Raw genomic sequence first — 15,943 nt, 5'->3', positions numbered from 1 at the left:
ACCGCCATCGAACACTGAAGCCGCGGCACCGTGACCATCAAATTCGACCTCAACGATCTGCAGGCATTCCGTGCGGTTGCCGAAAACGGCAGCTTTCGCCGCGCTGCCGAACGCATCCGCATCACGCAGCCGGCACTCAGCCGCAGGATCGACAAGCTCGAGTCGGCGTTGAACGTCAAACTGTTCGAGCGCACCACACGCAAGGTCACGCTCACCACCGTCGGCCAGGCGTTCATGCCGCAGGTCGAGCGCATGCTCGACGATCTGGACATGGCGCTGATGAGCATCGGCGATGCAGGGTCCAGCAGGATGGGCACGGTGACCGTGGCCTGCGTGCCGTCTGCGGCGTACTACTTCATGCCGCAGGCGATCCACGGGCTGCATCAGTTGTTTCCCAAGATCCGCATCCGGCTGTTCGACGGCAGCGCCAGTCATGTCAGCGCGGCAGTAGCCTCCGGCGAAGCGGATTTCGGGGTCAGCTTCAGCGGCAACCTGGCGCCGGAGGTGGAGTTCGAACCGTTGTTGCAGGAGCGCTATGTGATTGCCTGCCGCCAGGACCATCCGCTGTCCGGGCGCGCGCAGGTCAGCTGGCAGGAAGCCTACGGTTACGACTACATCACGCTGGACAAGACATCGGGCAACCGGCTGGTGCTGGATCGGGCGCTGGCTGCATTCACGCCGGACAAGCCGAGCATCTGCGAGACCCGGCATGTCACCACGTTGCTGGGGTTGGTGGAGGCCGGCGTCGGTATTGCCGCCGTGCCGTCGATTGCCATGCCGTCCGGCCCGCATCCGGTGCTGGCGGCGGTGCCGCTGGTCGAACCGGAGGTGTCGCGCAACGTGGGGCTGCTTAAACGTCGCGGACGCACGCTGACACCGACCGCGCTGGAACTGGCGGAACTGGTGCGACGGATGCCCGCACGTTCAGGGTGACACCGGGTCCAGACCGCTCGCGCGCGCCACCGCCTGCGCATCGCCCGACTGCAGGTACGCAAGCAGGCGCTTGGCCGCCTCGGGGTGCTCCGCGTTGACCGGAACGCCTGCCGCATAGCGCGTGATCGACTGCAGCGGTTCGGGGATCTTGCCGACAAACTCCACGCCTGCCACCGGAAGCAGCTCGGCCACCTGCTGAAAGCCGAGCTGATAGCTGCCATCGGCCACCACCGTGCCCACCGGGATGCGCGGAATCTTCTTGCTCTTGGCCATCATCGGGCCTTCGATCTGCAACTTTTTGAATAGCGTGGTTTCGATGTAGACGCCGCTGGCGCTGTCGGAATAGGCCACCGAATCGGCGTGCAGCAGCGTCTGTTTGAAGTGCTCGACGCTGTCGATCTTGGGTTTGGGTGCACCGCTGCGCACCACCATGCCGATCCTGGAATCGGCCAGTTCCACCCGCGATGCCGGGTCGACCACGCCGGCATCGATCAGCTTCTGCAGCGCGCTGCCGACCATGATCACCACATCGGCATGCTCACCGCGTGCAAGCCGGTTGGGAATGGCTTGTGGCGTTTCGCCCATCGAAGGACCGAGCAGGGTGGTGACCTTCACCCCGGTCTGCTTGGTGTATTGCGGCGCCAGGCGATCGAAGGCGGCCGTGAAACCGCCGGAGGTCATCACGGTCAACTCCTGTGCGCCCGCCGCTGTGGACAGCAAAACCGTTGCAATGATCGCAGCCAACCATTTTTTCCACCTGCTCCGCATCATTTCGTCGCTCCTGCCGCAGAATCCAGGCCGGTCGCCGTCGCTGGATTGCCTTGGCGGCGATACAGAAACAGCGTGGCCCCCAGCGCGCACGCCGACGCGAAGACCAGCCAATAGCCGGGCGCCGCCTTGTCGCCGGTGACATGGATCAGCCAGGTGGAGATCACCGGCGTAAAACCGCCAAACACCGCGGTTGCCAGGCTGTAGGCGAGCGAGAATCCCGCAACCCGCACATGCGCCGGCATCCGTTCGGTGAGCGCCGGGATCATGGCGCCGTTGTAGAGGCCATAGATGAAGGACAGCCACAGCAGCGCCTGCAACATATGCGTAAAGCTCGGTGCGGCCGCAAGCAACGCGAGCACCGGATAGGCCGTCGCGATGCACACCACCGCCATGGTCACCAGCAGCGGCTTGCGGCCGAAGCGGTCGCTGAGCGCGCCGCCGATCGGCAGCCAGATGAAATTGGACACGCCCACCAGCAGCGTCACGATCAATGCATCGCCGGTGCTGAGTTTGAGCACGGTCTTGCCGAACGTCGGTGCGTACACGGTGATCAGATAGAACGCGGTCGTCGTCAGCGCGACCATCAAGCCGCCGGCAATCACGATGCCGGCATTGTTCGCCAGCCCACGCATCACCTGCTTCATCGTGACCGGCTGCCGGCGCTGCGCAAATTCGGCAGTCTCTTCCAGGCTTCGCCGCAGCAAGAAGATGAAAGGGATGATGACGCAACCGATGCCGAACGGAATCCGCCAGCCCCATTGCGCCAGATCCTGCGGCGCCATCAGCTGGTTGAGCGCAAACCCGATCGCGGCCGCCGCGACGATGGCAAGCTGCTGGCTGGCCGATTGCCAACTGGCATAGAAGCCGCGCCGGCCCGGTGTCGCCATCTCGGCCAGATACACCGACACGCCGCCCATTTCCGCGCCGGCCGAAAAGCCCTGCAGCAAGCGCCCGAGCAGCACCAGGGCCGGGGCCCACAAGCCGATGCTGGCGTAGCCTGGCACCAGCACGATCAGCACGGTACCGCTGGCCATGATCGCCAAGGTGACGATCAGGCCTTTGCGGCGCCCGACATCGTCGATGTAGGCACCCAGGATCACCGCACCCAGCGGCCGCATCAGAAAGCCCGCACCAAACACGGCGAAGGTCATCATCAGGGACGCGAATTCGTTGCTCGCCGGGAAGAAGGCCGCGGCGATCTGCGTTGCGTAAAAGCCGAACAGGAAGAAGTCGAACTGCTCGAGGAAGTTGCCCGAGGTCACCCTCAGCACCATCCCGAGTTTGGACTGTTGCGTTGCCTCACCGCTGGAACTGTGCATAAATCGCCCTCCACGATAGGTATGCATGGACGTCTGACACCTGAGGCACTCGATTCTGGTCCAGATGGTCGATGTTGATAATTGCTGCTTTCTCATCGATTGATGCGCATTGAACATCGGCCCGCGCGGCTGCAGTGCGCGACGCGCAGTACCCTCGCCACGATGCGCATGCCGCATTCGCCAGCGGCCGCTGGCGTTGCCGCCTGACCTGAAGGTCGATCCGTCCATGCCGTCGCCGCAGGTGCGCTGGCGGCCTGCCGATGTGCCGATTAGATTGGTGCGTGCGCTGCCGGTCTTGGGCGCGTGAGAGCAAGCAGGCAGCGCTGGCAGCGCGCTACCCGCGCCGCATCAACATCTGCGTCACCAGCGCACGCAAGGCAGGCGGGCGGACCGGTTTGGACAAAAATCCCCAACCCAGATCCAGCGCATGCTCGCGCAGGACAGGGTCGGGTTCTGCGGTGACCAGGATCACCCGTGGCTCGCGTTGCCAGCGTTCCACCAACTGCGACAGCAGCATGGGGCCGTGGTGTGCGCCCATGCGCACATCCAGCAGCAGCAGTTCCGGCACCTCCTCGGCATTGGCAGCGCTCAATGCCTCATCCGGGCCGCCGGCGAAATCCACCCGGCATTCCCAGCGTTCCAGCAGCGTGCGGGTGGCTTCGCACACCAATGGCTCATCGTCCACGCACCATACCCGGCAGCCGTGCAGGATGGGGTCGTTGCCGTGTTCGGCAGTGCTGGCCGGCGCTGGCAGTTGCCGTGCGATGGCGGTGCGATCGCCCAGCGGGACAGTCACCGAAAACACGCTGCCGGCGCCCAGGGTGGAACGCAGCCCGATGCGATGGCCGAGCAGACGGCCGATGCGCTCGACGATGGCCAGGCCCAGGCCTGCGCCGCGATCGTTGGCCACGCCGTCGTCCAGGCGGCGGAATTCTTCGAAGATTTCGTGTTGCAAGGCGTCGGGGATGCCGGGGCCCTGGTCGTGCACTTCGATACGCAGCCAGCCGCCACGGCGACGGCAGCCGATCAGCACGCGCCCGCGCGGCGTGTAGCGGATGGCGTTGGACAGAAAGTTCTGCAGGATGCGGCGCAGCAGGTTTTCATCGCTCAATACCACCGCCGAGGTCGGTACCGATTCCAGTACCAGCCCGCGGTCTTCGGCCAGGATGCCGAAGTCGCGCGCCAGGGTGTCCAGCAAGGGCGCAAGCGCAAAGTCGCGCACCTGGGTCTTCAGGCTGCCCGCTTCCAGGCGCGAGATGTCGAGCAGGCTGTTGAGGATGGCGTCCTGCGCAGCCAGCGCACCGTCGATGTTGTCGACCACGCGTGCGCTGCCAGCCTCGCGCACTTGCCCGCGCAGCACCGAGACGAACATGCGCGCGGCGTTGAGGGGCTGCAGCAGGTCGTGCACCGCCGAGGCGACGAAGCGGGTCTTGTAGCGGTTGGCGCTTTCAGCTTCGCGCTTGGCCGCCGCCAGGTCGCGGGTGCGCTCGGCCACGCGGTGTTCCAGCGCGTCGGCCAGCGAACGCAGTTCGCGTGCGGCGTTCTTGTAGCTGGTAATGTCGGCGTAACTGGTGACAAAGCCGCCATCGGGCAGTGGATTGCCGCGGATTTCCAGCACGGTGCCGTCTTCTTTTTCGCTCTCGCGCATATGCGGCTTGCCGCTGCGCAAATGATTCAGGCGCCGCTCGATCGCCGCCTCGATCGGCCCCGGTCCCAGCAGGCCGCGGCGTGCATTGAAGCGGAACAGGTCTTCGATCGGGCGGCCGATCTTGAGCAGTTCCGGCGGGAACCGGAATAGCTCCACATAGCGCGAATTCCACGCCACCAGGTTGAGCGCCTCGTCGATCACCACCACGCCTTGCGGCAGATGTTCCAGGCTGCGGCTCAGGCCGGCATTGGCCTGCTGCGCGGCGGTCACCACGCCGTCCTGGGCCGTGCGCAGTTCTTCGGCGTGTTGCTGCAGCAAGGTTTCCAGTTCGTGCCGGCTGCGCTGGCGTAACGCCGACAGCCGCCGCCGTTGCTGCACGAACAACCACAGCAGTGCCAAGGCCAGCCACGCGCCGGCGGCGGCAATCGCCGCGGCGCGACCGGCAGCGGCGCTGGCGCGGGTGTCGTGCAGCAGATGCAGGCGCCAGCCGCTTTCGGGCACTTCCAGGGTCTGCCACAGCACCTGCGCGCCGAGCGGCGGGTCGCGCACGTCGGCCAGCACGCCGCCGTACCCGGTCTGCTCGATCAGCCGGCGCCGCAGCGGCAGCAATTCCTGGTCGGCGTACTGGCGGGTGCTCTGCAGTTCGCGGCGATCGCGGTCGCTGAGCGGGGCCAGCACGCGGTAGCGCCACTCCGGCTGGCTGGCCAGAAACACCACATCGTGCGCGTCCGACGCCAGCACGATATCCGGGGTCTGCAGCCACTCGCGCTCCAGCGCAGCCAGCGCGATCTTGATCACCACCACGCCCTGCACCCGGCCGGCGCCATCGACAATGGCCTGCGACAGGAAATAGCCTGGCTCGCTGGTGGTCATGCCGATGCCGTAGAAGCTGCCGCTGCCGGTGGCCAGCGCCTGCTGGTAATACGGGCGGAAGGCGTAATCCACGCCCACGTTGCTCCGTGGCGCCCGCCAGTTGCTGGCGGCCAGTGCCACGCCGTCATGGTTGATCAAGGTCAGCGTGGACGACTGCGTGACATTGTTGGCGCGTTCGAGCTTGCGGTTGAGCGCATCCACCTGTGCCGGCGACAGCGGGCCGGACACGGCCGCGCGCAACTCCGGGTCCAGCGCCAGAATCTGCGGCAACGTGCGATAGCGGTCCACGCGCTGCTGCAGCGCCTGCGCGTAGAGCCGCAGCTGGCGGCGCACGGTGGCGCTTTCATCGTGCAGCGCGCTCTGTTCGACGAAGTGCCCGGCCGCCACCATGGCCACCACCATCCCGCCCAGCACGATGGACAAGGTGAGCAGCAGGCGACGGCGTTGCGATGCGTACATGGGCGCAAGTATGCGGTCTGCTGCCGGATCGCGTAGCCATCAGCGCGTAACGGCCAACAAGAAACGGTTGCGCTCACCTCCAGACAGACGCAGCCGGCGCTCGGTGCCGCATGTGCCACGCGTCGACGACGGTTCCGGGCGCTCGGCCCGCAGTTGCCTGGCCGCTGCTCGCGATCTGTGTCAGCCGCTCTGATCGCACGCTGAGCAAGCGCCGAATACGACAACGGCCGCACCCGGGATGGATGCGGCCGTGTCGAATGCCTGTGGCGGTGCGGTTCCGGCGGCGCGTCGGCGAACCGGCGCGCGGCCATGACGCGGCAGTGCGTCGGCGCGAATCGCCGGCGCGCTGCTTTTGCTCAGTGCAGCTTAGAACTGCACCTGCGCACGCAGTTCCATCACGTGCGGGGTTTCATGCACGCCATTGCGCGAGGAATCCACCCAGCTGTAGTTGGCCTGGAACTTGAAGTGGCTGGTGAGGTACCAGTTGGCGCCGATGGTGGTGTCGTGCTGACGGCCGCCATGCACATTGTTGTCTTCCAGGTTCAGGCGGCTGTAGCGGGCGGTCAGCTCGACCGCGCCGTAGTCGTGCGACGGCTTGATGTTGCCCGGCACGCCGCCGGCATAGCTGCGCGATTCGCCGGTCAGCGTCCAGGTGCCGTAGACGTACTGGCCCTGGGCGATGAAGTGCGGCTGGTTCGCGTTGCGCGCCACTTCGGCACGCAGGGCTTCGCTCTGCAGCGAGAACGGGCCATGGATCCAGACCGCTTCCAGGCCGGTGCGGATCACATGGTCCACATCGAGGATGGTGCCGGTATCGATCAGGCGCACATCGGTCAGGCCGGCTTCCGGGCGCGCACGCAGGCGCACACGCGGGCTGAACGACACGCCGCGGCCGTCGCTGTAACCGCGCGGGTTTTCGATCGAGCCGGCGATGCCCAGGTGCAGCACGTCGCCTTCGGCCTTCATCGGGGTCCATGCCGCGTGCACGGCCTGGGTGGTGCCCGGGTTGTCGCCCTGCAGATCCTTGCCGCCGTACGCGCCGGCCTGCAGCAGGTACTGCTGACGTTCCAGCGTCCATTCCGCGCCGGTACGGCGCCCCTGGAACACCGCCTGGATCGGCAGGCCCAGTTCCATGAAGCTGCCCGCACGCGAGCTCTGCACCGCTTCCAGGCCCACCGGCACCTTCATGTAGCCCAGGCGCACGCGGCCGTAATCCTGGCCGAACAGGGCCTTGGTCTCGAACCGGTAGAACACGTCCAGCCACAGCTTGGACTCGAAGTCGTAGTACACCATGGCGTCGTAGACGCCCTTCTTCTTGATGGTGGCGCCAAATTCCTTGCGGCGGAAGTCGTTGCGGTCTTCCAGGCGGTCGTCGCCGGAGAAGTTGTTGTCGTCGTAGGCGTAGTTGCCGGTCAGGCCAAGCTCGGTGCCGTCACCGAAGGTGTACTTGGTCGGCCAGTTTTCGATCGAGGTGGCTGCATTGGCAGCGGCGGGGACGATGGCAGCAGCCAACGCCAGGACAAGCAGATTGAGGCGCATAGGTATGGTCTTCGGCAATGAAAAGGGGCCGGGCGTCCTGCCATGGCGGTCGCAATGAATGTCTTCAGCAAGCGCGCAGGGTCCGGACGACGGCAGCACAGAAACGGTGTCTGCGTTAAACGGAATTAACGGCCGGCGGCGGCGCGGCTGAAGTGTAAGCCCCCGTTCAGCCGCTGGACACGGGGTAGTACCAATGGGCTATCGGCCGGGGCTGTGACGTGCGGCCAGAATGCGTGCAACGGGTGCCTGCTCGGCACCCTCTCTCGTCTCTCGGAGTGGTGTCATGCACATCAGCAAGCCTGCCGGCCCCCTGCCGGCATCCGTCCCCTTCTATCGCCAACTGTATTTTCAGGTGGTGGTGGCGATCGTTCTCGGTGCCCTGCTGGGCCATTTCGAGCCCGCCTTCGCCGAAAGCCTCAAGCCGCTGGGCGACGCGTTCATCAAGCTGGTGAAGATGATCATCGCCCCGGTGATCTTCCTGACCATCGTCACCGGCATCGCCGGCATGACCCATCTCAAGACGGTGGGCCGGGTGTTCGGCAAGGCGATGGCCTACTTCCTGTTCTTTTCCACCTTGGCCCTGGTGGTCGGTCTGGTGGTTGCCCATGTGGTGCAGCCCGGCGCCGGCATGAACATCAATCCGGCCGATCTGGACCAGAGTGCGGTCAAGAGCTACGTCGAGAAGTCGCATGACCTGACCCTGGTCGGCTTCCTGATGGACATCATCCCCAACTCGCTGATCGGCGCGTTCACCGGCGATCAGGTCGTCAACGGCAAGCTGACCGGGCCGAACATCCTGCAGGTGCTGTTCGTGGCGGTGCTGTTCGGCGTGTCGCTGGCGCTGGTGGGCGAGCGCGGCAAGCCGGTGCTGAACCTGCTGGAAGCGCTGATCGCCCCGGTGTTCAAGCTGGTACACATCCTGATGCGTGCCGCCCCGATCGGTGCCTTCGGCGCCATCGCCTTCACCATCGGCAAGTACGGCGTGGAGTCGCTGGTCAACCTGGCCTGGCTGGTGGGTTCGTTTTATCTGACATCCCTGCTGTTCGTGCTGGTGATCCTGGGGCTGGTGAGCCGGCTGTGCGGGTTTTCGGTCCTCAAGCTGATCCGCTACCTGAAGGCCGAGCTGCTGCTGGTGCTGGGCACGTCCTCGTCGGAGTCGGCGTTGCCGTCGCTGATGGAGAAGATGGAAAAGGCCGGTTGCGAGAAGTCGGTGGTGGGCCTGGTGGTGCCAACCGGGTACTCGTTCAATCTGGACGGCACCAACATCTACATGACGCTGGCGGCGCTGTTCATCGCCCAGGCCACCAATACCGAACTGACCCTGGGCCATCAGATCGCACTGCTGGCCGTGGCGATGCTCAGCTCCAAGGGAGCGGCCGGCGTCACCGGTGCCGGCTTCATCACCCTGGCCGCCACGCTGGCCGTGGTGCCTGAAGTGCCGGTGGCCGGCATGGCGCTGATTCTGGGCGTGGACCGTTTCATGAGCGAATGCCGCTCGCTGACCAACTTCATCGGCAACGCGGTGGCCACCGTGGTGGTCTCGCGCTGGGAAAACGCCCTGGACCGCGACCGGCTCAAGCTGGTGCTGGACGGCGGCGAACCGCCGCTGCTGGCCCCGGTCGGCCAACCCGGCGTGGCACCTGCCAGCCTGCGTTGATGCTTCCTACGGCCCTGTCTTCCGTCGGTGTTAGCGACGGGATGCAGGGCCGTTCTTGTCTGGCCTCCACGCCGGCTGCGCTGCGCGCCACGCCGCATCCGTGATTTCCCTGCCGCGCTGACAGCTGCGCGACAGGCCCTTGTTCAGGCAGGAGGGTAGAATTCAGCCTCCTGCGCCTTCGAGAACCACACCACCGATGTCCACCGACGACTTCAAACAGGCCGCCCTCGACTACCACCGCCAGCAGCCGGCCGGCAAGATCAAGGTCACCGCGACCAAGCCGATGCTGACCCAGCGCGATCTGTCGCTAGCGTATTCGCCGGGCGTGGCGTTCGCCTGCGAGGCCATCGTCGAAGATGCCACCCAGGCCAGCGAGCTTACTGCGCGCGGCAATTTGGTGGCGGTCATCACCAACGGCACGGCGGTGCTGGGCCTGGGCAACATCGGCCCGCTGGCCTCCAAGCCGGTGATGGAAGGCAAGGGCGTGCTGTTTCAGAAGTTCGCCGGCATCGACGTGTTCGATATCGAAATCAACGAGAACGACCCGGACAAGCTGGTGGACATCATCGCCAGCCTGGAGCCGACCTTCGGCGGCATCAACCTGGAAGACATCAAGGCGCCGGAATGCTTCATCGTCGAGCGCAAGCTGCGCGAGCGCATGAACATCCCGGTGTTCCACGACGACCAGCACGGCACCGCGATCATCGTTGGCGCCGCCGTGCTCAATGCGCTGGTGGTCACTGGCAAGAAGATCGAAGAGGTCAAGCTGGCCACCACCGGCATGGGCGCGGCCGGCATTTCCTGCGTCAACATGCTGGTATCGCTGGGCCTGAAGCCGGAGAACATCCTGGCGCTGGACCGCGATGGCGTGATCCACACCGGCCGCACCGATCTGGACCCGGACAAGCAGCGCTACGCCCGCGATACCGACAAGCGCACCCTGGCCGAAATCGTCGAAGGCGCCGATATCTTCCTGGGCCTGTCGGCCGCCGGCATCCTCAAGCCGGAGATGGTCGCCAGCATGGCGCGCCAGCCGGTGATCTTCGCGCTGGCCAACCCCAATCCGGAAATCACCCCGGAAGTGGCCAAGGCGGTGCGCCCGGATTGCATCATCGGCACCGGTCGGTCGGACTATCCGAACCAGATCAACAACGTGCTGTGCTTCCCGTACCTGTTCCGCGGCGCGCTGGATGTGGGCGCCACCGGCATCAACGAGGAAATGAAGATCGCCTGCGTCAAGGCGATCGCGGCGATGGCGCGGCGCGAGGCCTCCGACCTGGGTGCGGCCTATGGCGGCGAGACCCCGAGCTTCGGCCCCGACTACCTGATTCCGCGTCCGCTGGACCCGCGCCTGCTGGTGGAACTGTCGTCTGCGGTTGCGCAGGCGGCCATGGATTCGGGCGTGGCCACGCGCCCGATCACCGACATGGAGGCCTACCGCGACAAGCTCGGCCAGTTCGTCTACCGCACCAGCCTGATGATGAAGCCGGTCTACGACCGCGCGCGCGCCGACAAGCAGCGCGTGGTGTATGCCGAGGGCGAGGAAGAAGTGGTGCTGCGCGCGGTGCAGAACGTGGTCGACGAAGGCCTGGCCTTCCCGATCCTGATCGGCCGCCCGGACGTGATCGAAGCACGCATCGAACGCATGGGCCTGCGCCTGACCGCCGGCGTGGATTTCGAGATCACCAACATCCTCGACGACCCCCGCTTCAACGATTACTGGCAGTACTACCACGCGCTGACCGAGCGTCGTGGCGTGACCGTCACCGCGGCCAAGGAGTTGATGCGCTCGCGCCCGACCCTGATCGCGGCAGTGATGGTGGCGCGCGGCGAAGCCGACGCGATGCTGTCCGGCGTGGTTGGCCGCTTCCACAAGAAGCTGGGCTACGCGCGCAGCGTGATCCCGCTGGAACCGCGGGTGAGCTCCACCTCGGCGATGACCGGCGTTATCAACCAGCTCGGCGTGTTCTTCTTCCTGGACACCCACGTGCAGGAAGACCCGACGGTGGAGCAGGTGGTGGAAGCCACATTGCAGGCCGCGTACCGCCTCAAGCTGTTCGGCATCGAGCCGAATATCGCGCTGCTGTCGCACTCCAACTTCGGCAGCCACGACTCGCGCGATGCGCTGAAGATGCGCCAGGTGCGCGAAGCGCTGCTCAAGCGCAAGCCCGAGCTCAACATCGACGGCGAAATGCAGGGCGACACCGCCTGGGACGAGGCGCTACGCAAGCAGATCATGCCCAACAGCACCTTGAAGGGCCGCGCCAACCTGTTCGTGTTGCCGAACCTGGAAGCGGCCAACATCGCCTACAACCTGGTGCGCGTGTTCACCGATGGCGTGGCGATCGGCCCGATCCTGATGGGCATCTCCAAGCCGGTGCATATCCTCACCACCAGCGCCACCTCGCGCCGGGTGATGAACATGACCGCCATCGCAGCGGTGGATGCGCAGATCCGCAGGCAGCGCGATGCGGAAAAGGCGGCAGCCGACAAGGGCACCGACTGACTCGAGATGTTCAGACTTGCCAGGTGTCCAAGACTTGGCCGAGTGCTGCTTGATTTGAAGCAGCAAGCGCTCGGCCGGCAAGACAACGGCCGAGAAGTGTCTTCCTCGATAGGGTGTTGCAAGGCGCCCAGGCACTTGGAGCGGCTAACAAAACGTAGCGCAGTAGTTTTGTTAGCTGCTCTTAGTCCCCAGTCTGCAGCAATAACCCACAAGCCCCTCTCCCCGCGGGAGAGGGGTTGGGGTGAGGGTACGGCCTACCCTTGGCAGCGACTCAGCGTCGACCATCCAAAACGTTGACGAGCGACGCAAACAGCAGGCGTCGCGGGGCGTCATCATCCCAGCGATCACGCCCAAAACCTCAGTCCTCAGCGCCCATCCGGCACCGCACCCAGTAACTCGATCTCCGCCACCTGTGCACGCGCAGGCGCGGTCCAATGCAGCCGATACTCCGCATACGAACCGGGCGTCGCGATCCGGAACGGGCGCGTTTGAAGTGGCCATTGAAAGCGCTCCTCGCGGCGCGTATCGACGAGGCGCCACGTGCCTCCTGCAGTGCGTGCTTCCAGCGTCCACGCGGCCGACGCAATCGCAGCGTCGCCGCTGGTCACGGTGTAAAGCATGGCCTCACCGCGATCAAGACCGCTCAACGTCAGCACCGTGGCGGGCGACACCGCGCTCGCGCTGCCCGCATCGTCGTCATGCAAAGCCGTCAGCGCGCGACCATCGGCCTGCGTCACGCGTGCGCTGGCACCCAGCAGGTCACGCAACGGGGCAGGGCGCTTGCCTGGCGCGGTCAACGACGGCGGCACATCCTCTGGTGCGCTGCCCCAGCGCGAGGGCGTGGGCCCCATCTCGAAGTCCAGCGTGGCACCCTTGGCGATCGCCGCATGCGGCAACCAGGTCTTGCGCCATGGCTTGCCGTTGAGCCTGAGCGATTGCACATACACATTTTCCGGCGAATTCTGCGGCGCATTGATCGTCAGCGTACCGCCGCCCGGCAAGCGCACGCGCGCCTGCTTGAACAGCGGCGAGCCGATCACATACTCCGGCGCTCCCATCCGCAACGGATACAACCCCAGCGCAGCGAACAGATACCACGCCGACATCTCGCCATTGTCTTCGTCGCCAGGGTAACCCTGGCCGATCTCGCTACCCAAGTACAGGCGCGCCAGAACTTCGCGCGTAATGCGCTGTGTCTTCCACGGTTGCCCTGCATACAAATACATCCATGGAATGTGGTGCGCAGTCTGGTTGCTGTGCGCGTACATGCCCATGCGCACATCGCGTGCTTCGGTCATCTCGTGAATGGTGTTGCCATACGAGCCTGCAAACTGCGCTTGGGCAGTCTCGGGCGTGGCGAAAAACATGTCCAGCTTGGCGGCCAGTGCCGCGCGGCCACCGTAGAGCGTAGCCAGGCCTTCGCCATCGTGTGGCGCGGTGAATGCAAACGTCCACCCGCTGGATTCGGTGTAATCGTTGCCCCACACGCGTGGATCGTACTGCGCCGCGTCCACGCGCCACGTGCCGTCGGGTTTGCGCCCCTGGAAGAAGCCGACCGCCGGGTCGAACAGCGCCGCATACCCGGCTGCGCGGTAGCGAAAATACAGCGCTTCGGTCGCATAGCGCTCGCGCGCTGCGGCAGTGTTGGCCTGGATGGACAACGCCTCGGCCATGTTGGCAATGCCGAAGTCGTTGAGGGCGCCCTCCATCGACCACGACATGCCTTCATGCGTGTCGGTATCGGTATAGCCGCGGAAGGTCGAGCGCGCCATGCCCTTGCGCCCGACATGCCGGTCCGGCGCAACGACCGTGGCGTTCTTCAGTGCAGCGGCGTAGGCCTCGGCCGGGTCGAAGCCTTGCACGCCTTTTCGCCAGGCATCAGCAAACGCCACATCCGAGCTGGTACCCACCATCAGGTCTGCATAACCGGGCGACGACCAGCGCGCAATCCAGCCGCCCGCCCGGGATTGTTCGACAAACCCCTGCACCAGGGCGCCGGCATCATCGGGCGCAAATAGCGCATACGCAGGCCAGGCCGTGCGAAACGTATCCCACAGCCCGTTGTTGACGTACACCCGGCCATCGCGGATCGGTGCGAAGCTGCGCACCGCGCTGCCGTCGATAGTGTCGTCCGACCAGCTGTTCTGGCTGGCGTAGCGCCAATCCGGGGCAGTCGCAGTGCCCACGTTTTCATGCGCCGAGTTCGGATACAGGTACAACCGGTACAGGTTGGAATACAGCGTGGTTGCCTGGTCGGCAGTGGCATCGGGCACTTCGAAGCGCCCCAGCAATGCATCCCAGGCCTCCTGCGCGCGCGCGGCGACCTGCTCGAAGCTCGCGTCTGCGGCAATTTCCAGTTCTGCATTGTGTTTTGCCTGATCCACCGACATCAGCGAAGTGGCAATGCGCATCTGCACCTGTCGCGTGCTGCCGGCATCGAACTTGATCCATCCGGTCGGGCGGCCAGTGTCGAGCAGGCCGCTGCTGTGCCAGGGCCTGTCGAAGCTGGCATAGACGTACATGCGCGTTGCGCCCGTCGACAAACCGCTGCGCACATCGGTGTAACCGGACAGTGTCTGGGTCGCAGCATCCAACTTTAGCCCGCCGCGCGCGTCCACGTTGTCGAACAGCAGGTTGGCATCGCCCCGCGCCGGGAAGCGAAAACGAAACAGCGCCGCGTGATCGGTCGGTGCGATCTCGGCATGGATGCCGTTGTCCAGTTGCACGGCGTAGCGATAGGGGCGGGCCTGTTCGTCGTCATGCGAAAACCCCAGTGCACGCCTGCTGCGATCGGCGTCCGGCACGCCGGCAGTGAGCGAGGGCATCACCTGAAACGTCTGCCGGTCGCCCATCCACGGGCTCGGTTGATGGCTCAGCGACAGCGCCTGCAGACGCGGGCGATTGTCTGCACCGTTGTGCTCGTTCCAGCGATATAGCCAGGTCAGCGTTCCCGCATCGGTGACCGGCGTCCAGAAGTTGAAACCGTGCGGCACGGCCGTCGCGGGAAAATTATTGCCGCGCGAAAACGTGCCATTGGATTGCGTGCCGCGCGTGGTCAGCACCCGATCCGAGGGCCGCGCCGGCGTTGCCAGCGGCACCTCGGCAATGGTGATATCGTCGATCCACCCGGCAGCGCGCGCGCCCGCAGGCGGCGCCACGTCCAGTTCGATCGCACGCACACGCCGCCCACGCAGCCCGGGCACATCTCCCAACCGCACCTGCTTGCGCGCCCACTGTTGCGGGTACAGCGTCTTCGAATCGCCCTGCGCCTGCGCACCCAATGCCACGCCATGTTGATCGCGCGCTGCGCTGGCAGAGACATGTGTGCCGTCGTCCAGCAGCAGGTCCAGCGAGACATACGTGGATGCCACATGGTCGTTGCCGACACTTTCCGGCAAGACCATCCACGACAGCGTGGTCTGCGTCTGGATCAGCAGATCGGTGGTGAACAACGCGCGTCGCCCACCTGCGCCGTTGCTCGCGTAACGCAGCGCATGCGCCCCGCTGTAGCCGGCATTTGGCTTGGCGGCGTACGGCGCTGCCGGGCCGGCGCCGACGGCAACCTGCACGGCAGTGTCGGTCACCGGCATCGGTGAGGGGTCACCGTCCTCGAACGCGCTTGCGAAGTGCGTGGCGGCCATCGCCGGCAGCGCAGCGAGACAGAACAGGGCAATGGCGATGGTGCGCGGCAGACCACGCTTATGCAGCAGGACAACAGGCAAGGTCACGGGGCAGTGTCTCCTTGGGGCACGTAACGGCACGTGCGCTGGGCCGATGTTGCGCCCGGTATGGTTCACGTCGCCGGTTGGATAGACGCCGGCTCCCGATGATAGGCGGCATGCGCGGTGCGGTGTCGTTGCGCTGTCGCGCCGCCGATTGGGGGCTGCTGCAGAATCGCCGATTCCATAGCGGCCTCGGCGATTGGATTGGCAACTCTTGCAACTCACCCCCGCGCGGGCCTGTACCGCCCGGTCGATGGGCCGATCACCACGCGGGCTGCTAGAATCCGCGCTCTGCCTTTGCCTTCCGATCGCACCGCCATGAGCCAGACCGCCACCGCGCCCGCCAATGCCGAAAAGCGTTACACCGTGCACCGCGGCGACCTGCCGCTGAGCTGCCCGACGCCGCAGATGGCGCTGTGGAACTCGCATCCGCGCGTGTACCTGCCGATCGAAGACGAGCCCAACGGCGAAGCCAAGTGCCCGTATTGCGGCGCGCTGTTCGTGCTCGCCGACTGA

Annotated in this window: 9 protein-coding genes; 4 read left to right on the top strand and 5 right to left on the bottom strand. The window is 65.6% G+C overall.

What is annotated here, in order from left to right; all coding sequences use genetic code 11:
• Positions 1-30 precede the first annotated feature (30 nt).
• The gene (locus tag ACCQ07_RS16930; RefSeq protein WP_005912048.1) at positions 31-933 is read left to right on the top strand and encodes a LysR family transcriptional regulator; all 903 of its coding nucleotides are present in this window, start codon (positions 31-33) and stop codon (positions 931-933) included.
• On the opposite strand, the gene ACCQ07_RS16925 is transcribed toward ACCQ07_RS16930, so the two are convergent.
• From ACCQ07_RS16925 to ACCQ07_RS16910, 4 genes are all read right to left on the bottom strand, one after another.
• On the bottom strand, positions 925-1,704 hold the full coding sequence (locus tag ACCQ07_RS16925; protein WP_338339663.1) for a substrate-binding domain-containing protein: 780 nt from the start codon (positions 1,702-1,704) through the stop codon (positions 925-927). The genes ACCQ07_RS16930 and ACCQ07_RS16925 overlap by 9 nt on opposite strands.
• Positions 1,701-3,050: an MFS transporter gene (locus ACCQ07_RS16920; protein ID WP_218497655.1), complete on the bottom strand. Its 1,350-nt coding sequence runs from the start codon at positions 3,048-3,050 to the stop codon at positions 1,701-1,703. Before ACCQ07_RS16920 ends, ACCQ07_RS16925 begins: the two co-directional genes overlap by 4 nt.
• 307 nt (positions 3,051-3,357) lie before the next feature.
• Complete coding sequence (locus ACCQ07_RS16915; protein WP_008573667.1) at positions 3,358-6,003, bottom strand: hybrid sensor histidine kinase/response regulator; 2,646 nt, start codon at positions 6,001-6,003, stop codon at positions 3,358-3,360.
• A gap of 366 nt (positions 6,004-6,369) precedes the next feature.
• Positions 6,370-7,542 (bottom strand): OprO/OprP family phosphate-selective porin, encoded by a 1,173-nt coding sequence (locus tag ACCQ07_RS16910; RefSeq protein ID WP_008573669.1) that lies wholly within the window; start codon positions 7,540-7,542, stop codon positions 6,370-6,372.
• Between the two features lie 283 nt (positions 7,543-7,825).
• On the opposite strand from ACCQ07_RS16910, the gene ACCQ07_RS16905 reads away from it, so the two are divergent.
• Both ACCQ07_RS16905 and ACCQ07_RS16900 read left to right on the top strand, forming a co-directional pair.
• The gene (locus ACCQ07_RS16905; RefSeq protein WP_003483384.1) at positions 7,826-9,199 is read left to right on the top strand and encodes a dicarboxylate/amino acid:cation symporter; all 1,374 of its coding nucleotides are present in this window, start codon (positions 7,826-7,828) and stop codon (positions 9,197-9,199) included.
• A 196-nt stretch (positions 9,200-9,395) separates the two neighbouring features.
• Positions 9,396-11,705: an NADP-dependent malic enzyme gene (locus ACCQ07_RS16900; protein WP_008573671.1), complete on the top strand. Its 2,310-nt coding sequence runs from the start codon at positions 9,396-9,398 to the stop codon at positions 11,703-11,705.
• Positions 11,706-12,070: 365 nt separating this feature from the next.
• On the opposite strand, the gene ACCQ07_RS16895 is transcribed toward ACCQ07_RS16900, so the two are convergent.
• Positions 12,071-15,433, bottom strand: coding sequence for a GH92 family glycosyl hydrolase (locus tag ACCQ07_RS16895; RefSeq protein WP_372363479.1), 3,363 nt, complete (start codon positions 15,431-15,433; stop codon positions 12,071-12,073).
• Positions 15,434-15,745: 312 nt separating this feature from the next.
• Between ACCQ07_RS16895 and ACCQ07_RS16890 the strand changes: the two genes are divergently transcribed.
• Complete coding sequence (locus ACCQ07_RS16890; RefSeq protein ID WP_008573675.1) at positions 15,746-15,943, top strand: zinc-finger domain-containing protein; 198 nt, start codon at positions 15,746-15,748, stop codon at positions 15,941-15,943.

The organism is Xanthomonas sp. NCPPB 3583, assembly GCF_041475715.2.
Taxonomy (GTDB): domain Bacteria; phylum Pseudomonadota; class Gammaproteobacteria; order Xanthomonadales; family Xanthomonadaceae; genus Xanthomonas; species Xanthomonas euvesicatoria.
This window is presented reverse-complemented; position numbering and strand designations above follow the sequence as displayed.